Raw genomic sequence first — 20,341 nt, forward strand, 5'->3', positions numbered from 1 at the left:
CGTATACCGTCCCGGTCTTTAGATGGACTTTCTCCAGGTCCTGCGCCAAGTCGGGCAGCGGCTCGAAGCGGCCAGGGTACGATTCGCGCTCATTGGCGGTTTCGCCATGGCCCTGCGGGGCGTGCAGCGCGCGACGGTGGACCTGGACTTCCTGCTGATGCTGGACGATCTGGAGCGGGCGGATGAGATCCTGCGCAGCGCCGGCTACAGCCGCGATTTTCACAGTGAGAACGTCTCCCACTATATCGGTGAGCCACCGGACCTGGGCCGCATCGACATCCTGCACGCCTTCCGCGGCCCGAGCCTCAGCATGCTCCGGCGCGCCGACCAAATCCCCGTCGCCGACGGGCTGACGCTGCCGGTGGCTCGGGTGGAGGACATCGTCGGGCTCAAGGTGCAGGCGGCGGTAAACGACCCGCAGCGCGCCGCCGCGGACTGGGCGGACATCAAATTGCTCGTGGAGGCCCGGGCAGCGCTCGGCCGGGCGCTGGACTGGGAGCTGATCAAGGACTATCTCCACATCTTCGGGCTCGACGCCGAGCTGCCGCGCATCGAGGGCTGGTATGGCAAGACTGACCGAGACTGACCGCGCGGCGTTGCGCGGGCTCACCGGGCGCGGCTTCGTCCAGTCCGCCGCCGAGCGCAGTCCGGCGGTGGTCGCGCAGACCATGGAGGCACGCGAGCGCTACTGCCGCTGGGCCACCGCCGCGGCCAAGTTCTTCAAGGGCGCGAAACCGGTCCGCTTCGTCGGCGACAACTGGCGTCTCTGAGCCCGGGTCTTACGCTGTCGCGTCACCACCTTTGAAATAAGAGCCCTCGCCATGCCCATCGCCGCCAAGCTGTTGCCGCTGCTGCTCATCGCCGTCGTCGCGGCAGCCACCGTGCGCGCGGGCGACATCCGCACCGAGCGAGTGCACTTCGCCCCCGGCGCCACCGGCGCGGTCATCGCCGGCAGCATCCAGGGCCGCGGGAGCATCGACTATCTGCTCGGCGCCCGCGCCGGGCAGACGCTGTCGGTGACCATGGACAGCGACAACACCGCCGCCTACTTCAACGTCATCCCGCCGGATGCGGAGAACGTTGCCGTCTACGCCGGCCACACCGGGCCGGAGCTGAACCGCTACGTGGGCACGCTGGACCTCGACGGCGACTGGAAGCTCCGCGTCTACCTCTACCGCGCCGCCGCCCGCCGCGGCGAGACCGCGGACTATCGGCTCCAGGTCGAGGTCGCCGGCGAGCCGGACCCCGGCACCGCCCGTGAGGCCAACGACTTCGGGCCCAGGGAGTGGGACGCCCGCGGCGACCTCGGCTGCGCCCGCGGCGGGCGGCCCATGCAGGCCGCTGCCTGCCCCTTCAAGGTCGTGCGCTATCGCATGGACGAGGGTGCGACCGTCTTCGTCATCCGGCCCGGCGCCGACGTGGCGCCCGGCGCGGCGCGCACTCTCTACCTGCACAACGGCGAGTGGTCCACGCCAGCCAGCGACGCGGTATCGGCGAGCCAGCACGGAGACCTCTGGACGGTGACCGTGGGCGAGGAGGTCTACGAAATCCCCGCGGCGGTGATCTCCGGGGGCTGACGGCGCGCCTGCGCACAGCGTCCGGTGTAGCGTCAGCCGGGCTGCCCGCGCCTGGCGCCGCGTCGGCAGCGGCATTGCGGCAGCGGCAGCAGCAGCGGCAGCGGCAGCGGCAGCGATCATCGTACTGTCCGTGCGCCTGGCTCGCGGCGGGTCGCGGCAGGGATGCCGCTCCCACGGCGGCGGGTCGCGGCAAGGATGCCGCTCCCACGGCAGCAATAGCTGGTCGGCGTTGTCATCGGGGCCGGCTTGGGGGGAGTATCGGCATCGATTACGCCACCCAAAAGCCCATCTCCGTGCGCTACCATTCCGCGCCGCACCAGTCAGCCCGCCGGCGGCCAGGAGTGCCATGCTCACCGAGCGCTTCCAAGACGCCCTCGTCTACGCCACAGAGCTCCACGCCACCCAGATCCGCAAGGGCAGCGGCGTGCCCTATGTCTCGCACCTGCTCGCGGTGGCGGGCCTGGTGCTGGAGGCCGGCGGCGACGAGGACGCCGCCATCGCGGCCCTGCTGCACGACGCCGCTGAGGACCAGGGCGGACTCGCGACCCTCGCCGAGATCCGCAGGCGCTACGGCGACCGGGTCGCGGACATCGTCGCCGCCTGCTCGGACACCTTCGAGCAGCCGAAGCCCCCATGGCACCAGCGCAAGCGCGCCTACATCGCCCACCTGCGCGAGGCGCCGGCGGACGTGCGGCTGGTGTCCTGCGCCGACAAGCTGCACAACGCCCGCAGCATCAGCAGCGATCACCGCCAGCTCGGCGACGCGATCTGGACCCGCTTCAACGCCGACCCCGAGGATATCCTCTGGTACTACCGCGAGGTCTCGGCCATCTTCTGCGAGCAGGGGCCCGAGGCCTTGGCAACGGAGCTGTCGCTGGTGGTGGAACAGCTGCACGCAGCGGTGACGGGTGCTTCTGCCCGGGTCTGCGCCGGCACTCCCGGCTGAGCAGCAACGGCCGACACGGTCCAGGCGCGGCCGGCCCCAGGTCGGGCGATGCCCAAAGGCAGCCGATATCTTGCGAACGCGCATCACACCAGCCCCTGCGAGTCCGCTAGGATGCGCGCGCCGCCCCCTACACCCCGCGGGGGCGGTCCTGCGCCCGCGCAGGGGCAACCAGAAAAGCGACCAGAAAGACCCATGACGAAAGCGGACCAGGCGCTGACTCGCGCCATCGGCCAGCGGCTCCGAGCCGCACGCGAGGCCCGCGGGCTGAGCCTCAGCCAGCTCGCGGACCTCACCGGCGGGCTCTACAGCAAGCCCAGAATCAGTAATTACGAACAGGGACTGCGACGCGTCACCATCGAGGGGGCCCAAGTCCTCTCCGAAGCCCTGGGCAACGTCTCGGTGGCGCACATCCTGTGCGTGGACGATCACTGCGCGGCCAGCCCCGAGGAGACCGGGCTGCTGGAAGGCTTCCGCGCACTGGCGGGCGACGATCAGCAACAGGTTTTGGACTGGGTCAAGGACAAATCCGGCACGTGACCAGCTTCGGGAAAGCTGCGGCATCGCACACCCCGGGCCGCGCACACGCGCTAGGATAGGGGCAGACTGTTCAAGCGACGCACCGCTGCCATGAACCTGACCCTCATCGTCATCCTCGCCGTCGTCGTCGTGCTGGCGCTGTACACGACGCTCATCTACAACAACCTGGTGCGGCTCAAGCACACGGTGGCCAAGGCCTGGTCCAACATCGATGTGGCGCTGAAGCAGCGCCACGACGAGCTGCCCAAGCTGGTGAACGTGTGCAAGCGCTACATGCGCCACGAGCAGGAGACCCTGACCCGCGTGGTGGCAGCCCGGGGCGAGGTGCTGGCGGCGCAGAACGCCGGCGACGTGCGCGACCTCGGCCGCGCCGAGACGGCCCTGCGCGCCGGGCTCGACCGCCTCTTCGCGCTGGCCGAGAGCTACCCCGACCTGAAGGCGGACCGCGGCTTCCAGCAGCTCTCTCAGCGCATCTCGCAGCTGGAAGACACCATCGCCGACCGCCGCGAGCTCTACAACGAGAGCGTCAACCTGAACAACGTGCGCATCGAGCAGTTTCCAGACGTCTTCGTCGCGCGCATGTTCGGCTTCCTGGCAGCAGACCTGCTGGAGTTCGAGGCCGCGCGCAAGGACGTGGACATCGCCAAGCTCTTCGCCTGAGCTGCCCCAAGGGCCGCCACCGACGCGCCGCCGCGCATGGACCTGTTTGCAGACGCCATCGCCACCGAAGACCCCGTCGGCTTCTGGCTGGGGGTGGCCATCGCCGCTGCCGCCGGCGCCTGGCTGGTGCACCGGGGCCTGCGCGCCTTCTGGGGCCTGCGCCTCATCGTCGACACACCCACCGCGCGCATCCGCTCGGCCCCGCAGGGCTATGTGGAGCTGCAAGGCTTGGCCGCACCGCTGCGCGAGCCGCTGCGGGCGCGGCTCACCGGCAAGCCCTGCGTTTGGTACCAGTGGCAGGTCGAGGAATACCAAAGCAGCAGCAGCGCCCGGCGCAGCGGCCGTTGGGTCACCCGAGACCGCGGCGACGCCGGGCGCCCCTTCCTGATCGACGACGGCACCGGCCAAGCCGAGGTGCTGCCGGCGAACGCTAGGCTGCACCTGCGCAGCCGCGATCGCTGGCAGGGGCCGCGTCCGGACCAGCCCGACCGCGGCCAGCAAAACCCCATTACCGCGTTCTTTCGGCGCCACCGCCGCTACCGCATGACCGAAGCGCGCGTCCACGACGGCGAGCCCGTCTACGTCCTCGGCGGCTTCGAGACCCCGCGCCGCGGGGTACGCGAGCGCGAGGCGCTCACCCGCACCCTGCTCGCGCGCTGGAAGCGCGACCCCGAGCGCATGCAGGCCTTCGACCGCGACGGTGACGGCGAGGTGGACCTCGCGGAATGGGACCGCGCCCGCGCCAAGGCGGCACGGCTCGCCGAGCGCGCCGAGGCCAAGCTGAGCGCCGACCCACCCAGGCCGCGCATCGTCGCCACCAGCGAGCCGACCCAACCCTTCCTGGTATCCACCGAGGACGAGGCCACCCTGCTCACCAAGCTCCGGCTCAGGGCCTTCGGCGGCACGGCCCTCGGCGCCTTGCTCGGCGTCGGTGCGGCGGCGGCCGTTCTAGCGCGACTCGGCGCATGAGGCTGTGACCAAGTCCCTCCCGACCGGTCCAAATCCAACAACAGCTGAGGCAGACTGTGGCGATCCCCAGCTTCGACAAGTTCATAGAGCCGTTGCTTCGTTTGTTGGCCGAACATCCGGATGGCATGAAAACCGGGGATGCTCAGAAAGCGCTGGCAGACCAGCTTGGTATCAGCGATGAACAACGGCGGCAATTGCTACCGAGCGGCGTGTACCCTGTCTACAAGAGTCGAATCGGGTGGGCCCATGACCGCTTGAAGCGAGCTGGCTTTTCGCAGAGCGAGCGGCGTGGCTTTTGGCGCCTCACCAACAGCGGCAGAGACTTTTCAAACCGAAATCCAACACTCGACCCAGAGACACTCAAGCACCTTGCTTATCCGGAGACACCTGGCCGGTTGTCTCAGATTGGAACCACGAACCATGGCACCCCAGAGATCGCAACCGAATGCCCCGAAAGGGACAGTACACCACCGGATGAACGGCTCTACCATGCGCTGACGGAAATTCGTCAGATCACGGCCTTGGATTTGCTCGATCGGATCTTTGAGCGCGAGCCCGAATTCTTCGAAACCCTGGTTTTACGGGTGCTGAAAGGCATGGGATACGGCGCAGACGAGCGCTCACTCGAGCACAGCGGTAGCCCTGGCGATGACGGCATTGATGGTGTCATTTCGCTTGATCGACTGGGACTCGATCAAGTTTATATACAGGCGAAGCGGTACGCCACCGAGCGACACATCAGCAAGGACGCCATTCACGGCTTCATCGGAGCGCTTCACCTGCAGGGCGCGGTCAAGGGGATTTTCATCACCACCAGCGGGTTTACTGCGGGCGCCAAAAAGGCCGCCGCGAGCGTGCGCGGCCTGAGCTTACGGCTGATTGATGGCGAAGAGCTGGCCGCGCTGATGATTGAGCACCAAGTCGGTGTGCGTCACGAACCGCTACCAGTCCCGAAGATCGACCTGGACTTCTGGGAGTCCGACTGAGACCCCCGGGCCCAGCGCAACAGGACCCAAGGCACCGCGGACCCGAAGTCCGGCGCGCAGACAGCCGAGCGCGCCCGCATCGGTCGCGGTCTGTTGTGCCGGCCGGTCTCCCGCCCAACCTCTTTGCATCGGCCGTTACGCGTCCCTCGGAGGCCCTGCCGTATGAAACCTGTCCCGATCGAGCTCACCGTCAACGGCAAAGGCCACAGCCTACAGCTGGAGCCGGACATGCCGCTGCTCTGGGTGCTGCGCGACGAGCTCGGCCTCACCGGCACCAAGTACGGCTGCGGTATCGGCCGCTGCGGCGCCTGCACGGTGTCTATGGACGGCGCGCCGGTGCGCAGCTGCTCGCTGCCGCTGAGCGCCGTCACCGGCGCCGTCACCACCATCGAAGGGCTCGGCACCACGGAGGCCCTACACCCGGTGCAACGGGCCTGGATCGACGCCCAGGTGGCCCAGTGTGGCTACTGCCAGTCCGGGCAGATCGTCGCCGCCGTCTGCCTGTTGCAGGAATATCCGGAGCCGACACCGGCGCAGGTCGACGCCGCCATGACCAACCTCTGCCGGTGCGGCACCTACGAGCGGGTGCGCATGGCCATCACCCGGGCGGCCGACGCGCTCAGGGCTGCGGAGGACGGCACGGCATGAGCGGCGGGCGCCGGGACAAAACGGGCAGCAGAACGGGCAGCAAGACGGGCAGGCTCACCCGCCGCGCCTTCCTGATCGGCTCGGTGGCGGTGGCCGGCGGGGTGGCGTTCGGTGTCTACCAGGCGCGCCAGCCCCATCCAAACCCGCTCGGCGGCGACCGGCCGGACCCCGCCGGCGCGGACGACGACCCCGCGGTGACCTTGAATCCCTACCTCGTCGTCGATACCGACGGCGTCGCCATCGTCACCCCGCGGGCGGAGATGGGCCAGGGGGTGCACACCACCCTCGCCGCGCTGGTGGCCGAAGAGCTGGACCTGCCCTGGGAGTCCGTGCGCACGCTGCACGGCCCGGCGGCGGCGGCCTATTTCAACGCGGCCGTGCTGGCAGCGGCAGTGCCCTACCCCAGCTGGGACCACGGCTGGCTCGCCGAGGGCCTGCGGGATGTCGCCGGCGTGGCCGGCAAGCTGCTCGGCATGCAGCTCACCGGCGGCTCCACCAGCACGGCGGACGCCTTCGTCAAGATGCGCAAGGCGGGCGCGGCGGCGCGGTCGGTGCTCGTGCAGGCCGCGGCGGCGCGCTGGGGGCGGGATGCGGCCTCGCTGCGCACCGACGGGGGCGCCGTCGTCGACCCCGGCAGCGGCGAGCGGCTGCCCTACACCACGCTCGCCGCGGACGCCGCCGCCATCGAGCCGCCCGCGGACCCGCCGCTCAAGCCGCGCTCGCAGTGGCGGCTGCTCGGGCGCAGCCTGCCGCGCGTGGACATGACCGCGAAGTGCACCGGCACGGCAGGCTTCGGCATCGACGTACAGCTGCCCGGCATGCGCTACGCGACGGTCCTCGCCAATCCCTACCCGGGCGGCATCCGCGGCGGCTTCGACGCCGGCAAGACCGAGGACATGCCCGGTGTGGTGCAGGTCGTCGATCTCGGACCCGAGCATGGGGATGCCCTGGCCGTGGTGGCCGACAACACCTGGCGGGCCTTCCAGGGCGCCGAAGCACTGAACATCGACTGGCGCCCGGCAGCGGATGTGACCGGCGACAGCGCGGCGATGCTGGACGTGATCGCGGCATCCATCGATACCCAGGCACCGGACGCCACGCCCCGCGACGACGGCGACGTGGAGCAGGCCCTGCGCATCGCCCGCGCCGAGGCCAAACCCATGGTCGAGGCCGAATACCGCGCCCCCTTCCTCGCCCACACGACGCTGGAGCCGCCGGCTGCGGTGGCACTGCGCGAGCCCGAGCGCCTCACCCTCTGGTGCGGTCACCAGGCGCCCACCCTGTTGCGGGACCTGGCCGCCGAGCAGGCGGGGCTGGACCCGGAGCAGGTGGACGTGCGGGTGCAGTTCCTCGGCGGCGGTTTCGGGCGGCGCGCGGAGGTGGACTTCGCGCTGCAGGCCGCGGCGGTGGCCGAGGCCATGCCCGGCACCCCCGTCAAGCTCACCTGGACCCGCGAGGAAGACGTCCGCCACGACCTCTACCGGCCCGCGGCCGTCGCTCGCTGCACCGGCGTGCCGGGCCGGGACGGGCTGCCGGAGACCGCCGTGTTGGAGATCGCCTCGCCGTCGGTGATGCGCTCCTTTGCGGGGCGCGCGGGTCTGCCGGCCATGGGCCCGGACAAGCTCATCACCGAAGGGGCGGCCATGCAGCCCTACCGCATCGCCAATTACCGCGTGGTGGGCTATGCGCCGAGCTCTCCCGTGCCGCTCGGCAACTGGCGCAGCGTCGGGGCCTCCTTCAACGGCTTCTTCCACGAGTGCTTCCTGGACGAGCTGGCCGCGGCCGGCGGGCAGGACCCGCTCGCGATGCGGCTCGCGCTCACCCGCGACTATCCCTTCGCGCAGGCGGTGCTGGAGACGATGCGCGAGCTCGCCGGTTGGGACAGGCCCCTGCCGACGGACGACGGGCGCCGGCGCGGGCGCGGGCTCGCCATGACCCACTCCTTCGGCAGCACCGTGGCGCAGGTGGTGGAGGTGAGCGACGGTACGGACGGCATCCGCGTGGAGCGGGTGCACTGCGTCGCCGACGTGGGCCTGGCGCTGGACCCGGCCATCATCGAGGCGCAGATGCAGTCCGGCATCGTCTACGGCCTCTCCGCCGCCATCATGGAAGAAATCACCTTCAAAGACGGCCGCGTCCAGCAGTCCAACTTCCACGACTACGACGCACTGCGGCTCGCGCAGACGCCGGAGATCCGGGTGCGCATCCTGCAATCCGGCGAGGCCCCCACCGGGGTCGGCGAGCCCGGCACGCCGCCGTCCAAGCCGGCGCTGGCCAATGCGGTCTTTGCCGCCACCGGCAAGCGCATCCGCGAGTATCCGCTCAACAAGCACGTCACCTTCGCGTGAGTCAGCGAGCGTAGGTCGGTGCCGACGCCAGGAGGCCCGACACAGCCAGCGGCGCGGACGTGTCGGGCTTCGCTGCCGCTCAGCGCCGACCTACGCGTCCGGAGCGCCGGCGCGTGGCTTGCCCGGGCGGCCGGCCGTCTTCGCGAGCACGCCGCGCAGGATGTTGAGCTCGGTGCGGTCCGGGCGGGCGCGATGGAAGAGCCGCCGCAGGCGCCGGGACAGGGTGCTGCATTGGCCTTCGTCGGCATAGCCGATGGCGGTCAGCGTGCGCATTAGGTGGGCGTGGAAGCCGTCCATCTCCTCGGCGGTGGCGAGATCCGGGCGGTCGTCGACGCCGGCGGGTGACACAGCCGTCGCCTCGGCCTCCGCCAGCAGGTGACGCCGGACCTCGTAGGCGAACACCTGCGCCGCGGCGGCGATGTTGAGCGAGCTGAAGTCCGGATTGGTGGGAATCCGCACCAGGTAGTGGCACAGCGCCAGCTCGTCGTTGGAGAGGCCCGTGCTCTCGCGCCCGAGCACCAGTGCCACGTCGCCGTGGGCCGCCTCCGCCACCAGCCGGGCGCCGCAGCCGGCGGCGTCCAGCTCCGGCCATTCCAAGGCCCGCGCCCGCGCGCTGGAGCCCACCACCAGCCGGCAGCCGGCCAGTGCCTCCGCGAGGTCGTCATGCACCGTCGCCGCCGCCAACAGATCGTCGGCGCCGGAGGCGCGGGCAACAGCATCGGCGTCGGCGAAGCGGGCACCGAGCTTGGGGCGCACCAGGGCCATGCGCGAGAGGCCCATGTTCTTCATGGCCCGCGCAGTGGCGCCGATGTTGCCGGAGAGGCTGGTCTCCACCAGCACGAAGCGGATGCGGGCCAGCCGCGCGGCGGCCGCCGCATCAGCCGGTGTTTGCTCGCTTGCCAATCGCGCCTCCTTCCAAAACCGAACAGGACGCGCACAGGTTAGGGCAAGGCGGCGTGCGCCGCGATCCGCTCATCGGCTGGACGCAGCGGCGGCTGGCCCAGTGGCGGCTGGGGCGCGGTTGCGCGGCGGTCGAGGCGGGGGCGCCTGCGGCCCGAAGGCGGGATTCAGGCCGGCTCGTGCAGATCGAGCCGCCGCTCGATGCGGTCCAGGCGGGCCTCGATCCGGTCCATGCGCTGGTGGGCGATGGCGTTGTCGCCGTGGAGCCCGGCCACCTGTGTCTCGAGCGAGGTCAGGCGCAGCTTGATAGTGTCTAGGTCTTCCGCCAGCTGATCGACGCGGCCGCGGATGTGGCGCAGGTGCTCCAGGATCAGGTTTTCGCCTTGCTCGGTCATCGTTTGGAACATTCAGTGCCGACAGGCAAAGGGTTACACGAAGTCGGCCGGTGCACAAGCCAATCTGGGCACGTCACGTCGACGCGCCTGCGCCGGTCCGTGACGGCCCAACTGCCTGACCGGGCGCAGGGGAAAGCGCATCAGCACCTTCTAATCCACCCGAGGCTTGCGCTATGGTGAAGGTATGTCACCGATGCTCAATATCGCCGTCCGCGCCGCGCGCGCCGCCGGGCGCATCACCATGCGCTTCTTCGAGCGTGCGGATGCGCTGAAGGTCCAGACCAAGAGCCGCAACGACTTCGTCTCCGAGGTGGACCGCGCCGCGGAAGCGGCCATCATCGAGATCCTGCGCGAGAAGTTCCCGGACCACGCCATCCTCGCCGAGGAGAGCGGCAGCCACGCCGCCGGCAAGGGTCGCGGGACAAGGGATGAATTCGAGTGGGTCATCGACCCGCTGGACGGCACCACCAATTACCTGCACGGCTTCCCGCAGTGGGCCATCTCCATTGGCCTGCGCCAGCGCGGGCGTATGCAGCTCGGCGTGGTCTACGACCCGCTGCACGAGGAGCTCTTCACCGCCGAGCGCGGCGGCGGCGCCCTGCTGAACGACCGCAAGATCCGCGTCACTCAACGCCGGGGCATGGACGGGGCGCTCATCGGCACCGGCATCCCCTTCAGCGACGAGACACAGCTGCGCACCTATCTGCCCATGCTGGAGGCCATCATCAAGGGCACCGCCGGCGTGCGCCGGCCGGGCTCGGCGGCGCTGGACTTCGCCTATGTCGCCGCCGGCCGCCTGGACGGCTTCTGGGAGCTGGGCCTGAAGCCCTGGGACTTCGCCGCCGGCGCCCTGCTGGTGACGGAGGCCGGCGGCATGGTGACCGACCTCGCGGGCAGCGAGCGCCACTTCGAGACCTGCAACGTGGTCGCCGGCGGCCACAAGGTCCACAAGGCCATGCTGCAGCGCCTGCGGCCCTTCCTCGGACCCGACCTGCCCGCCTGAGCGTCGGCGTCATGTCCGGCTCGCCAATGTCCGGCACCCCAAGGTCCGGCGCCCCAACGTCCGGCACCAGGCCCGACCCCGGCGACTCGCCGCCGCTCACCGTCGCCGTCACCGGTGCCGGCGGCAGCGGCGCCGTCACCGCCGGCCTGATCCTGCTCGAAGCCGTCGCCGCCGCCGGGCTCTTCGGCCTGCTCCGGCGCAGCGCCGGCCCGCAGATCCGCGGCGGCGAGTCGGCGGCGCTGCTGCGCTTCGGCCCGGCGCCGGTGCATTGTGCGGGCGACCGCTGCGATCTGCTCGCCGCGCTGGACTGGGCGAATCACGAGCGCTTCGCCGAGGAAATCCCGCTGGACGCCGACAGCCTGGTGCTGACGGACCCCGCCGCCGGCACGCCGCCGGCCGTTGTGGCCGCCGGCGACGCCGCGCTGCGGGAGATCGGCTTTGCCGACAGCGCCCGGGAGCGCGCGGGCGGGCGCCCCAACATGGTGGCCGTCGGCGCCGCAGGCGCCCTCGCCGGACTGCCGCTGGACGCCCTGCTGGACGGCGCCGCCCGCACCCTGGCCGGCAAGGGCGAGGCGGTGGTGGCTGCTGCCCGCGCGTGCATCCGCGCCGGTTTTGATCTGGCCGATCCGGCGGAGCGGCTGCGCAAGCCCGCATCAGCGCCCGCCGAGATACCGCAGCGCTGGCACATCAACGGCAACGAGGCCGCCGGGCTCGGTGCCCTGCGCGCCGGCGTGCGCTTCGTCGCCGCCTATCCCATCACCCCCGCCAGCGAGATGCTGGAGTGGCTGGCGCCGCGGCTGGAGCGCCTCGGCGGCACGCTGCTCCAGGCGGAGGACGAGCTGGCCTCGGTGAACATGATCATCGGCAGCGCCTTCGGCGGCGTGCCGGCGCTGACGGCCACCTCCGGGCCCGGCTTGAGCCTGATGCTGGAAGGGATCGGGCTGGCGGTGGCCAGCGAGACGCCCATCGTCGTCGTGGACGTGATGCGCGGCGGCCCGAGCACCGGCATCCCCACCAAGTCCGAGCAGTCGGACCTGAACGCCGCCCTGTACGGCCTGCACGGCGACGCCCCGCATCTGGTGCTGGCGGCGCTGGACATCGGCGACTGCGCGCACACCGTGGCCTGGGCGACCCGGCTGGCGTGGCAGTTGCAGACGGCGGCCATTGTGCTGTCGGACCAGTCCCTGGGGCAGTCGCGGATGGTGGGCGAGCCCGCACCAGTGGCCGAGGAGCCCCTCGCAGCACTGCAACACCCCACGGCCGCCGGGGACGCACCCTTTCGGCGCTATGCGGTCACCGCCGATGGCATATCCCCAATGTCGGTGCCCGGCGAGCCGGGCCTGGCCTACACCGCCGACGGGCTGGAGCACGACCCGACGGGCGCCCCCTCCAGCCGCGCCGCAGACCACGCCGACCAGCTCGACAAGCGCCGGCACAAGCTCCTCGCCCATGACTACGGCCCCCACTGGGCCGAGATCACCGAGCCCGCCGACCCGGATGCGGTGGCGCTGACCCTGCTCACCTTCGGCGCCTGCCGCGGCGCCGTGCTGGAGGCGGCCGCGCGTCTGCGCGCGGGCGGTCATGCGGTGCGCACCGTCGCCCTGCGGCTGCTGGCGCCTTTGCGGCGCCGGGCGCTCATGCATGCCCTCGGCGACACCCGCGTGCTGGTGGTGGAGCAGAGCCACGGCGCCCAGCTCTTCCACTACCTACACGCCGAGCAGGCCCTACCGGCCCACGCCCGCTCGCTGGCGCGGGCCGGACCGCTGCCGCTGCGCCCGGGGGAGATCGTCGACGCGGCGGCGGCACTCATCGACGCGCACCGAGGTGGCCCATGACCGCAGCGCACGGCAGGAGCACCGAGCAGCTCAAGGCGTCCATCCCGAGCCTGCGGGCGAAGGACTACAAGTCCGACGTCAAGCCCGTCTGGTGCCCCGGCTGCGGGCATTTCGGCGTGCTGGCGGCGCTGACCAAAACCCTGGCCTACCTGGAGCTGCCGCCGGAGCAGGTGGCCGTGGTGTCAGGCATCGGCTGCTCCTCGAGGCTGCCGGCGTATCTGGCGGTGCACGGCTTCCACGGCGTGCACGGCCGGGCGCTGCCGCTGGCCACCGGGCTCAAGGCGGCGCGCCCGGAGCTCACGGTCATCGCCGCCGGCGGCGACGGCGACGGCTTCTCCATCGGCGGCAATCACTTCCTGCACGCCTGCCGCCGCAACCAGGACCTGACTTACATCGTCATGGACAACGAGGTCTACGGCATGACCAAGGGCCAGGCCTCGCCCACCACCCAGCCCGACTGGTGCCGCAGCAAGCTCACCCCCCACGGCACCGGCATGCGCCGCTTCCAGCCCGCGGCCATCGCACTGGCCGCCGGCGCCAGCTTCATCGCCCGCGGCTTCGCCGGCGACCCGAACGGCCTGACGCGGCTGCTGGCGGCGGCCATCGAGCACCCCGGCTTCGCCTTCGTGCAGGTGCTGAGCCCCTGCCGCACCTTTCGGCCGGAGCAGCAGGAGTGGAAGCAGCTGGTGCACGCCTGTGAGCTTGGGCCCGCTCATGACGCCGCCCGGGCCGCAGAGCTGATCCAGCGCGACGACGGCCTGGGTCTCGGACTACTCTTCGAGCAGAAGATCCCCGTCTATGCGGCCGGCGTGGCCGCGGACGCCGCCGACACCCTGACGGCGGCCGAGCGGCTCGCCGCCATCGAAGCGGAGCACTGCCGATGAGCCCACCCGCCGCCGACAGCATCATCGAGTCCGTCGCCGAGCTCGTCGCGCACGCCCTGGAGCTGGAGTACGCCTCCCAGGCCCACTACGAGCAGCTCGCCGACAGCATGGCCGTCCACCACAACCCCGAGGTCGCGTCGCTGTTCCAACGGCTGGCGGCGCTGAGCGGCGAGCATGCCGCCGAGGTCGCCGCGCGCGCCGCCGACATGACCCTGCCGCGCATCCCGCCCTGGGCCTTCAAGTGGGAATGCCCGGACGCCCCGGAAGGCGCCGACTGCCTGGACCCGGACGTGAGCTATCGCATGACCACCGCCGAGGCCGTGGCGGTGGCCCTGCACAACGAGCGCCGCGGCCGTGCCTACTACCTGCACGTCGCCGCCAGCGCCACCGATGCCGAGGCACGCACCCTCGCCGCCGCCATGGCCACCGAGGAGGCCGAGCATGTGGCGCTGCTGGAGGCCATGCTGGTGGAAACCGGCGCACCCCAGCCGGCGGAGCCCGAGGACTTGGACCCCCCGCACATGCCGGCCTGACCTGTCGTCGGTCCGGTAGGTCGGGCTGATGACGCCAGGAAGCCCGACGCTCGCGCCGCATGCCGCCCACTGTCGGGCCCCCGCGATCACCCGATGTCCGGCAAAGCCGCTTGACGCTGCGGCGCCCCGGCGTATCCTCCGCGAAGGCAGCGACGAGGGAGACGAAAAGCCCCATGGCCACGCAGCAACCAAGGCCACACCGGACGCGATGAGCATCATCGCCGTCGTCGGCAACAAGGGCGGCACCGGCAAGACCACGCTGGCGCTGAACCTCGCCGCCGGGCTCGCCGCACGCGGCGAGACGGTGGTCATCGTCGATGCCGACCCGCAGCAGTCCGCCTACCAGTGGCGACTCACCGGCGCCGAGGACAACGGCCTGCCGGACGTGGTGGCCGCCGCCATGGGCCTGGCGAAGACCGTCCAGGCGCTGCGCGAAGCCAACGATTACGTCGTCATCGACTGTCCGCCGTCCATCAAGGCGCCGCAGTCGGAGCAAGCCCTGCGGCTGACCCAGCACGCACTGGTGCCGGTGCAGCCCTCGCCCATGGACCTCTGGGCCACCACGCACATCGCGAAGGTCATCGAGCAGCTGCGCCCGGACAATCCGGCGCTCAGGGCACTGATCGTCATGAGCCAGCTGGAGCCGCGCACGACCCTCTCCAGGCTCATGCCGGACGCCGCCCGTGAGCTGGACCTGCCCGTGGCCGCCGCCGGCATCCGCCGGCGCTCCATCCACCGCCATTGCGCACTGGAGGGCCGCAGCGTCTTCCAGGCCGGCAAGCGCGGCGCCGAGGCCGCCGCCGAGATCCACCAACTGCTGACGGAGCTCCTCGACCATGGCTGACAGCAACCGCACGGGCCAGCGCCTGCTCGACTCCATCCGCAAGGCCAAGGCCGGCGACGAGCCCGCCGCCGAGGCACCGCCGCCCGCCCCCGAGGCCAGCGCGGCGCCGCCTAAGCCAGAGACGACGCCGGAAACGCCGCCGCCGTCGGCACCCGCACGCAAGACCGCCGCCAAGAAGGCACCCGCACGCAAGACCACGGCGAAGAAGGCGCCTGCCAAAAAGGCACCAGCCAAGAAGGCGGCGGCAAGCCGAGGCACCCGAGCGCAGCGCGGCGCCACCACCGCGGCGCCCTACCCCATGTTCGCCACCCAGCGCCCGCAGCCCGCGGCCTACCCCGGCGCTCCGACGGAGGACGATCCCTACCGCAGCCCGGGGCGGGTCTGGCCGGACTGAGGGCCAGCTCAAGCCCACCGCGACGCGAAATCCGCCGGCAACAGCAGGTTGTCCCGGCCAAGGTCCGCCACGTCCCGCTCCCCGCAGAAGCCCATGGTGACGTCCAGCTCCTTGTGGATGATCTCGAGCGCGCGGGTGACGCCGGCCTCGCCCAGGGCGCCCAGGCCGTAGATGTAGGCACGGCCGATGTAGGTGCCGGTGGCGCCCAGCGCCAGGGCCTTGAGCACGTCCTGCCCGGAGCGGATGCCGCTGTCCAGGTGCACTTCCAACTCGTCGCCCACGGCGTCCAGGATGGCCGGGAGCATGCGGATGGCGCTGACGGCGCCGTCGAGCTGGCGACCGCCGTGATTGGAGACGACGATGGCATCGGCACCGGCATCGCGGGCGAGCCTGGCATCCTCCGGGTCCATGATGCCCTTCAGGATCAACGGCCCGTCCCACAGCTCGCGGATGCGCCGGACCTTGGCCCAGTCCAGGCTCGGGTCGAACTGCTCACCCACCCAGGCCATGAGGTTCGAGACGTCGCTGACACCGTCCACGTGACCGACGATGTTGCCGAAGCCGCGCCGGGGCGTGCGCAGCATGCCGAGCCCCCAGCGCCAGCGCAGCGCCAGGTCCGCGAGCACCGGCAGGCTGAGCTTGGGCGGTGCGGAGAGGCCGTTTTTGAGGTCCTTGTGGCGCTGGCCGATGACCTGAAGGTCCAGGGTCAGCACCAGCGCCGAGCACCCGGCCGCCGCCGCACGGGCGACGAGGCGCTCCATGAAGGCCTCGTCGCGCATGACATAGAGCTGAAACCAAAAGGGCTCGCGCACGGCGGCCGCCACGTCCTCGATGGAGCAAATGGACATGGTGGACAGGGTGAAGGGCACGCCGAAGCGCTCGGCGGCCCGCGCCGCCAGGATCTCGCCGTCGGCGTGCTGCATGCCGGTGAGCCCCACCGGCGCCAGCGCCACCGGCATGGCCACCGGCCGGCCCGCCATCCGGCTGGCGGTGCTGCGCTCGGCGATGTCCACGGCCACGCGCTGGCGCAGGCGGATGTCGGCGAAGTCCGTGGTGTTGTCGCGGAAGGTCTGCTCGGTCCAGCTGCCGGACTCGGCATAGTCGTAGAACATCCGCGGCACACGCCGGCGGTAGAGGCGCTTCAGGTCGGCGATGTCGGTGATGACGGGCATGGCGAGGGGGCCCCTGAGCAGTGACTGGCGAGATGGGCCGAGATCAGCTCCGATGGCTCTGGAGCCATTGCTCCAGCATCACCAGGACCCACAGCATGACGCCGTAGTAGGACGCATGCGCACTCTGGTGCTGGGAGCGGACCCAGTCGATATAGTCCGCCCGCACGATGCCGCGGCGCGCGAGGGTCGAGATGCTGTCCCCGGCGAGCTCGCGCAGCGGCGGGTACTCGCGCATCCACAGCCCCACCGGCAGGCCGAAGCCTTGCTTGCGCTTGGCGATGATCTCCGCCGGCAGGAAGTCGGCCAGGGCGCGCTTGAAGAACCACCGAAGCTGCGCGCGCTTGAGCTGCATGGTCGGCGGCACGGACGCCGCAAAGGCGAGCATGCGGTCGTCCAGCAACGGATAGCGCACGTCCACGCCGGCGAGCTGGCAAGCCTGATTCACCTTGCGCAGGTCGTTGTCGGCCAACGTGATCTTGAGATCCAGGTGCATCATCCGGTTGACAGCGGAGCGGCTCGCCGCACGGCCGTACACCTCGCGCAGATTGGCCAGCGGCGCACCGGTGTCCACGCGGGCGAGGAAGTCCGGCTCGAAGATCTGTGCCAGCGGCGTACGGTGCAGGAAGTTGTAGGTCTCGAAGCGGTCCGGCAGCGGGATCTCGGCCTGGGCGATGTAGCTTCGGGCCTTGCGCACCGGCGGCAGCAGCCCGAGCCCGGGCAGGTCCACCGCGCCGGCGAGTCCGCGGCGCAGCGCCCGCGGCAACCGGCCCCACTGCTCGAACAGCCACTGGTTGGCGTAGCGCTCGTTGCCGCCGAAGATCTCGTCGCCGCCGTCGCCGGCGAGCATCGCGTCCATGCCGTCGCTGCGGGCGAAGCGCGCACAGAGGTAGGCCGGCACGATGGAGGCGTTGCCAAAGGGCTCGTCGCAGAAGGCGGCGACTTGCGGCACCGCCTCCACCACGTCCTGGGCGCGGACGTAGTACTCCCGCGGCGTGGTGGCGAAGTGGCGCGCCGCGACGCGCGCGAACGCCATCTCGTCGTAGCCCTCGGCATCGAAGCCCATGGAATAGCTCGGCACCGGCTCGCCGCGCACCTGCCGCCAGGTGCCGGTGACGGTGGAGCTGTCCGTGCCGCCGCTCAGGAAGCAGCCGACGCGCCCGTCACCGGCGCCGGCATCTCCCACCACCTGCGGCAGCAGGCCGCGGAATTCGGCCTTGAGGTCATCGAAGCCGGACTGCGCCGCGCCCCGTTGCTCGGAACCGGCCTGACCGGACATGCCCGGACCGTCGCGGTAGGGCATACGCCAGTAGAAGCGCGCCTGTACGGGCGAGGCGGCGTCCACGCCGCCGAAGGTGATCACCTGCGCCGGCAGCAGCTTGGTGACGCCGGAGTAGATGGTCCCGGGGCTCGGGATCATATGGAAATACAAATACTCGAACAGGGCCTGGTCGCTGACGGCGAGCCCCGGTCCAGGCAGCGCCGTCAGGGCCTGAAGCCGAGTCGCGAAGCCGATGCAGCCCTCGCGGCGCAGCAGATACAGACTACGGGCGCCGGCGCGGTCTACGGCCAGCAGCAGGCGTCGGCGCCGGCGATCCAACAGCGCCAGCGCGAAGGGCCCATGCAGCGCTTCCAGCATTCGCTCGCCGTCGCGGCGCCAGCGGGCGGCGAGCTCGGCGGCGCTGGCCGCGCGGGTGTCCGAGACCAGTACGATGCAATCGTCGTCCTGGTGACAGCCGGCTGCCGCATCGCCACAGACACCGGCGTAGAAGTCAGACGCGCGCGCGTTGCAAGCGGCGTCGCAGCCGCTGCCGACGCGCATGTCAGCCAACACCGAATCCGCCGCTGCCGGCTCCGGCAATGCGCCGAACCATCCGAAAAGCCCCGTCATGGCACCCCCTGAATCGACTGCGCGGCGAGTATACGTGAGCGCTCGCCGTCAGCGCTGGGGAGACACCGATTCATTCGCCTTGGGTTACCAAAAACCGGACGGAGCCCGAAACCTGGTTTCCGGAGGCTTGCATTTTCCGCGACTTGCGTTGCTGCAAATGGCCGGGGGGCCTGCCTCCGCACGCGAGATGCTCATCAAGCGGCGTGTCCCGGGAGCGCAGCCCTGCCGTTGCGGTTTGCCATGGCACCGGCTGCGGCCCGACAGGCATAGTCCGGCGCCTTATGCGGTTGCAACTACCCCGCGCAGGCCAAACTTAGCCGCGCGACCGAAGGCGGGCAACAGGCCGCCGCCTGCGCTAACCTGACCCCAGCCCTGTGACCCCAGCCCTGTGACCCCAGCCCTGAATCCAGCCCCACCGGGAGATTGACACCATGAACAAGCCCCTGCTCGCCGGCTCCGCGCTGGCGCTCGCCGCCGCCGTCGGCACCACCTCGATGGTCGCCATGGCGACGACCCAGGAAGACGCAGACCAAGCCCAACAGCTCATCAAGGAGTTCGCCACCACGCTGCAGGGCGAGCTCAAGGGTGCCCTGAAGGAGGGCGGACCGGTCAATGCCGTGTCGGTATGCGAGGAGAAGGCACCAGCCATCGCCACCAACCTGTCCGAGCAGAGCGGCTGGGATGTGGGCCGCACCAGTCTCAAGACCCGCAATGCTGCGCGCAACACCCCGGACGAGTGGGAGCGCAACGTATTGGAGCAGTTCGAGTCCCGCAAGGCGAACGGCGAGTCGCCCAAGGGCATGAGCTATGCCTCGGTGGTCGACACCGACGACGGCAAGGTCTACCGCTACATGCAGGCCATCCCGACCCAGCAGGTGTGCCTCGCCTGCCACGGCAAGGATCTGCCGCCGGACTTGGTAGAAGCCATCGACAAAGCCTATCCTGAGGACGAGGCGCGCGGTTACTCCGTCGGCGACATCCGCGGCGCCTTCACGCTGTCAAAGCCGCTCTAGGCCGCTCTGACCGCCGCTCCCGCATCGGTGGTCGACCACGGGAGCGGCGGCCGGCTCGACGGCGGTCACCGCGATCGAGCCGCGCACGAGGGGCCTATGTCAGAGGATCGCTATAACATTGTCTTCTCGGGTGAGCTCGTCACCGGCGCCGATGCGGTGACCACGCGCGAGCGGCTCGGCAGTACCTTCCGCCTGAATGCCAGCCAGCTCGACAACCTGTTCAGCGGGCAGGCCGTCGTCGTCAAGCGCGACGTCGACCTGATGACGGCGACGCGCTTCCAGCAGGCCTTTCTCGCCGCGGGCGCCCGCGCCGCCATCGAGCTCGTCACCACCGCACCGCCGGCACAGGCGGACCCCGCAGCGCCAGGCGAGCCCGCCGACTTTCCGAAAACCGCAGCCGAGGCCGAGCCAGCGGCGGAGGACCCCGAGACACCAAAGCGGCTAGCGGCGAGCCCCGGGGCCACCCTGGCATTGGCGCCGCCCGGCACACCGCTGGATGAGCTCGACGACCGCGGCCCGACGCACCAGCCGGACACCAGCGCCCTGAGCCTGGTGCAAAGCCAGGACTGGGACCTGTCGGACTGCGCGCCCCCGCCGGCGGCGACGCCGGACTATGATCTCAGCGGGCTGGCACTCGCCCCCCTCGACGCCCGCCGCGGCGAGGACGCAGAATAATGGGCTGCCGGGCATCACCGCCGGGCGCGGCACCTCGGCCGCACGACTGACAGGCCGCGCCTTGCCAGATCCACACGTCAGCCCCAGCCGCATCCCCGCGGCGCCGCCCACAGCATCTCATTCCGCACGCCGTC

The 20,341-nt window shown here is 70.9% G+C and carries 22 protein-coding genes; 18 read left to right on the forward strand and 4 right to left on the reverse strand.

Annotated elements, in window-relative coordinates; genetic code table 11:
- The first annotated feature begins 22 nt into the window (after positions 1–22).
- The 10 genes from CKO31_RS11630 (at position 23) to CKO31_RS11675 (ending at position 8,671) form a co-directional block, all read left to right on the forward strand.
- Complete coding sequence (locus CKO31_RS11630; RefSeq protein ID WP_200237379.1) at positions 23–586, forward strand: nucleotidyltransferase; 564 nt, start codon at positions 23–25, stop codon at positions 584–586.
- Positions 564–770 carry a hypothetical protein gene (locus CKO31_RS11635; RefSeq protein WP_200237382.1) on the forward strand — a complete coding sequence of 69 codons (207 nt, stop codon included), beginning with the start codon at positions 564–566 and terminating at the stop codon, positions 768–770. The genes CKO31_RS11630 and CKO31_RS11635 overlap by 23 nt, the downstream gene beginning before the upstream one ends.
- Before the next feature lie 51 nt (positions 771–821).
- Positions 822–1,577, forward strand: a complete 756-nt coding sequence (locus CKO31_RS11640) for a hypothetical protein (RefSeq protein ID WP_200237385.1) — start codon at positions 822–824, stop codon at positions 1,575–1,577.
- A 346-nt stretch (positions 1,578–1,923) separates the two neighbouring features.
- Positions 1,924–2,523: an HD domain-containing protein gene (locus CKO31_RS11645; RefSeq protein ID WP_200237388.1), complete on the forward strand. Its 600-nt coding sequence runs from the start codon at positions 1,924–1,926 to the stop codon at positions 2,521–2,523.
- Between the two features lie 192 nt (positions 2,524–2,715).
- A complete protein-coding gene (locus CKO31_RS11650) occupies positions 2,716–3,060 on the forward strand; it encodes a helix-turn-helix domain-containing protein (RefSeq protein WP_200237389.1) in 345 nt (114 codons plus the stop codon).
- Positions 3,061–3,150: 90 nt separating this feature from the next.
- On the forward strand, positions 3,151–3,720 hold the full coding sequence (locus tag CKO31_RS11655) for a LemA family protein (RefSeq protein ID WP_200237391.1): 570 nt from the start codon (positions 3,151–3,153) through the stop codon (positions 3,718–3,720).
- Positions 3,721–3,756: 36 nt separating this feature from the next.
- Entirely contained in the window at positions 3,757–4,689 is a 933-nt protein-coding gene (locus CKO31_RS11660) for a hypothetical protein (RefSeq protein ID WP_200237393.1), read from the forward strand.
- 56 nt (positions 4,690–4,745) lie between these two features.
- Positions 4,746–5,675, forward strand: coding sequence for a restriction endonuclease (locus CKO31_RS11665; protein ID WP_200237395.1), 930 nt, complete (start codon positions 4,746–4,748; stop codon positions 5,673–5,675).
- 162 nt (positions 5,676–5,837) lie between these two features.
- Positions 5,838–6,323, forward strand: coding sequence for a (2Fe-2S)-binding protein (locus tag CKO31_RS11670; protein ID WP_200237398.1), 486 nt, complete (start codon positions 5,838–5,840; stop codon positions 6,321–6,323).
- Entirely contained in the window at positions 6,320–8,671 is a 2,352-nt protein-coding gene (locus CKO31_RS11675) for a xanthine dehydrogenase family protein molybdopterin-binding subunit (RefSeq protein ID WP_200237400.1), read from the forward strand. Before CKO31_RS11670 ends, CKO31_RS11675 begins: the two co-directional genes overlap by 4 nt.
- A 90-nt stretch (positions 8,672–8,761) precedes the next feature.
- On the opposite strand, the gene CKO31_RS11680 is transcribed toward CKO31_RS11675, so the two are convergent.
- Together CKO31_RS11680 and CKO31_RS11685 are read right to left on the reverse strand one after the other, a co-directional pair.
- A complete protein-coding gene (locus CKO31_RS11680; protein WP_242475309.1) occupies positions 8,762–9,574 on the reverse strand; it encodes an RNA methyltransferase in 813 nt (270 codons plus the stop codon).
- 164 nt (positions 9,575–9,738) lie between these two features.
- Entirely contained in the window at positions 9,739–9,966 is a 228-nt protein-coding gene (locus tag CKO31_RS11685; RefSeq protein WP_200237403.1) for a hypothetical protein, read from the reverse strand.
- 184 nt (positions 9,967–10,150) lie between these two features.
- On the opposite strand from CKO31_RS11685, the gene CKO31_RS11690 reads away from it, so the two are divergent.
- From CKO31_RS11690 to CKO31_RS11715, 6 genes are all read left to right on the forward strand, one after another.
- Complete coding sequence (locus CKO31_RS11690) at positions 10,151–10,969, forward strand: inositol monophosphatase family protein (protein WP_200237405.1); 819 nt, start codon at positions 10,151–10,153, stop codon at positions 10,967–10,969.
- An 11-nt stretch (positions 10,970–10,980) separates the two neighbouring features.
- Positions 10,981–12,804: a 2-oxoacid:acceptor oxidoreductase subunit alpha gene (locus CKO31_RS11695; protein ID WP_242475310.1), complete on the forward strand. Its 1,824-nt coding sequence runs from the start codon at positions 10,981–10,983 to the stop codon at positions 12,802–12,804.
- A complete protein-coding gene (locus tag CKO31_RS11700; protein WP_200237408.1) occupies positions 12,801–13,688 on the forward strand; it encodes a thiamine pyrophosphate-dependent enzyme in 888 nt (295 codons plus the stop codon). The genes CKO31_RS11695 and CKO31_RS11700 overlap by 4 nt, the downstream gene beginning before the upstream one ends.
- Positions 13,685–14,221: a ferritin-like domain-containing protein gene (locus CKO31_RS11705; RefSeq protein WP_200237411.1), complete on the forward strand. Its 537-nt coding sequence runs from the start codon at positions 13,685–13,687 to the stop codon at positions 14,219–14,221. The genes CKO31_RS11700 and CKO31_RS11705 overlap by 4 nt, the downstream gene beginning before the upstream one ends.
- A gap of 208 nt (positions 14,222–14,429) precedes the next feature.
- Entirely contained in the window at positions 14,430–15,065 is a 636-nt protein-coding gene (gene parA / locus CKO31_RS11710; protein WP_200237414.1) for a ParA family partition ATPase, read from the forward strand.
- Positions 15,058–15,459 carry a hypothetical protein gene (locus CKO31_RS11715; protein ID WP_200237416.1) on the forward strand — a complete coding sequence of 134 codons (402 nt, stop codon included), beginning with the start codon at positions 15,058–15,060 and terminating at the stop codon, positions 15,457–15,459. Before parA ends, CKO31_RS11715 begins: the two co-directional genes overlap by 8 nt.
- Positions 15,460–15,467: 8 nt before the next feature.
- On the opposite strand, the gene CKO31_RS11720 is transcribed toward CKO31_RS11715, so the two are convergent.
- Entirely contained in the window at positions 15,468–16,631 is a 1,164-nt protein-coding gene (locus tag CKO31_RS11720; RefSeq protein WP_200237419.1) for an alpha-hydroxy acid oxidase, read from the reverse strand.
- A gap of 43 nt (positions 16,632–16,674) precedes the next feature.
- Positions 16,675–18,519, reverse strand: a complete 1,845-nt coding sequence (locus CKO31_RS11725) for an asparagine synthetase B family protein (protein ID WP_200237421.1) — start codon at positions 18,517–18,519, stop codon at positions 16,675–16,677.
- Positions 18,520–18,950: 431 nt separating this feature from the next.
- Here CKO31_RS11725 and CKO31_RS11730 point away from each other — a divergent pair, with 431 nt between their 5' ends.
- Both CKO31_RS11730 and CKO31_RS11735 read left to right on the forward strand, forming a co-directional pair.
- A complete protein-coding gene (locus tag CKO31_RS11730; RefSeq protein ID WP_200237424.1) occupies positions 18,951–19,532 on the forward strand; it encodes a Tll0287-like domain-containing protein in 582 nt (193 codons plus the stop codon).
- Between the two features lie 96 nt (positions 19,533–19,628).
- The gene (locus tag CKO31_RS11735; RefSeq protein ID WP_200237426.1) at positions 19,629–20,207 is read left to right on the forward strand and encodes a hypothetical protein; all 579 of its coding nucleotides are present in this window, start codon (positions 19,629–19,631) and stop codon (positions 20,205–20,207) included.
- The last annotated feature ends 134 nt before the right edge of the window (positions 20,208–20,341 follow it).

Origin of the sequence: Thiohalocapsa halophila (assembly GCF_016583825.1) — a bacterium.
Classification (GTDB): domain Bacteria; phylum Pseudomonadota; class Gammaproteobacteria; order Chromatiales; family Chromatiaceae; genus Thiohalocapsa; species Thiohalocapsa halophila.

Bases quoted from the DNA above. Each gene is read 5' to 3' on its own strand.
- CKO31_RS11645 (WP_200237388.1), top strand. From the start codon at position 1,924: ATGCTCACCGAGCGCTTCCAAGACGCCCTCGTCTACGCCACAGAGCTC.
- CKO31_RS11650 (WP_200237389.1), top strand. From the start codon at position 2,716: ATGACGAAAGCGGACCAGGCGCTGACTCGCGCCATCGGCCAGCGGCTC.
- CKO31_RS11670 (WP_200237398.1), top strand. From the start codon at position 5,838: ATGAAACCTGTCCCGATCGAGCTCACCGTCAACGGCAAAGGCCACAGC.
- CKO31_RS11690 (WP_200237405.1), top strand. From the start codon at position 10,151: ATGTCACCGATGCTCAATATCGCCGTCCGCGCCGCGCGCGCCGCCGGG.
- CKO31_RS11735 (WP_200237426.1), top strand. From the start codon at position 19,629: ATGTCAGAGGATCGCTATAACATTGTCTTCTCGGGTGAGCTCGTCACC.
- CKO31_RS11730 (WP_200237424.1), top strand. From the start codon at position 18,951: ATGAACAAGCCCCTGCTCGCCGGCTCCGCGCTGGCGCTCGCCGCCGCC.
- CKO31_RS11640 (WP_200237385.1), top strand. From the start codon at position 822: ATGCCCATCGCCGCCAAGCTGTTGCCGCTGCTGCTCATCGCCGTCGTC.
- CKO31_RS11685 (WP_200237403.1), bottom strand. From the start codon at position 9,966: ATGACCGAGCAAGGCGAAAACCTGATCCTGGAGCACCTGCGCCACATC.
- CKO31_RS11675 (WP_200237400.1), top strand. From the start codon at position 6,320: ATGAGCGGCGGGCGCCGGGACAAAACGGGCAGCAGAACGGGCAGCAAG.
- CKO31_RS11635 (WP_200237382.1), top strand. From the start codon at position 564: ATGGCAAGACTGACCGAGACTGACCGCGCGGCGTTGCGCGGGCTCACC.
- CKO31_RS11715 (WP_200237416.1), top strand. From the start codon at position 15,058: ATGGCTGACAGCAACCGCACGGGCCAGCGCCTGCTCGACTCCATCCGC.
- CKO31_RS11660 (WP_200237393.1), top strand. From the start codon at position 3,757: ATGGACCTGTTTGCAGACGCCATCGCCACCGAAGACCCCGTCGGCTTC.
- CKO31_RS11630 (WP_200237379.1), top strand. From the start codon at position 23: ATGGACTTTCTCCAGGTCCTGCGCCAAGTCGGGCAGCGGCTCGAAGCG.
- CKO31_RS11725 (WP_200237421.1), bottom strand. From the start codon at position 18,519: ATGACGGGGCTTTTCGGATGGTTCGGCGCATTGCCGGAGCCGGCAGCG.
- CKO31_RS11695 (WP_242475310.1), top strand. From the start codon at position 10,981: ATGTCCGGCTCGCCAATGTCCGGCACCCCAAGGTCCGGCGCCCCAACG.
- CKO31_RS11655 (WP_200237391.1), top strand. From the start codon at position 3,151: ATGAACCTGACCCTCATCGTCATCCTCGCCGTCGTCGTCGTGCTGGCG.
- parA (WP_200237414.1), top strand. From the start codon at position 14,430: ATGAGCATCATCGCCGTCGTCGGCAACAAGGGCGGCACCGGCAAGACC.
- CKO31_RS11705 (WP_200237411.1), top strand. From the start codon at position 13,685: ATGAGCCCACCCGCCGCCGACAGCATCATCGAGTCCGTCGCCGAGCTC.
- CKO31_RS11720 (WP_200237419.1), bottom strand. From the start codon at position 16,631: ATGCCCGTCATCACCGACATCGCCGACCTGAAGCGCCTCTACCGCCGG.
- CKO31_RS11700 (WP_200237408.1), top strand. From the start codon at position 12,801: ATGACCGCAGCGCACGGCAGGAGCACCGAGCAGCTCAAGGCGTCCATC.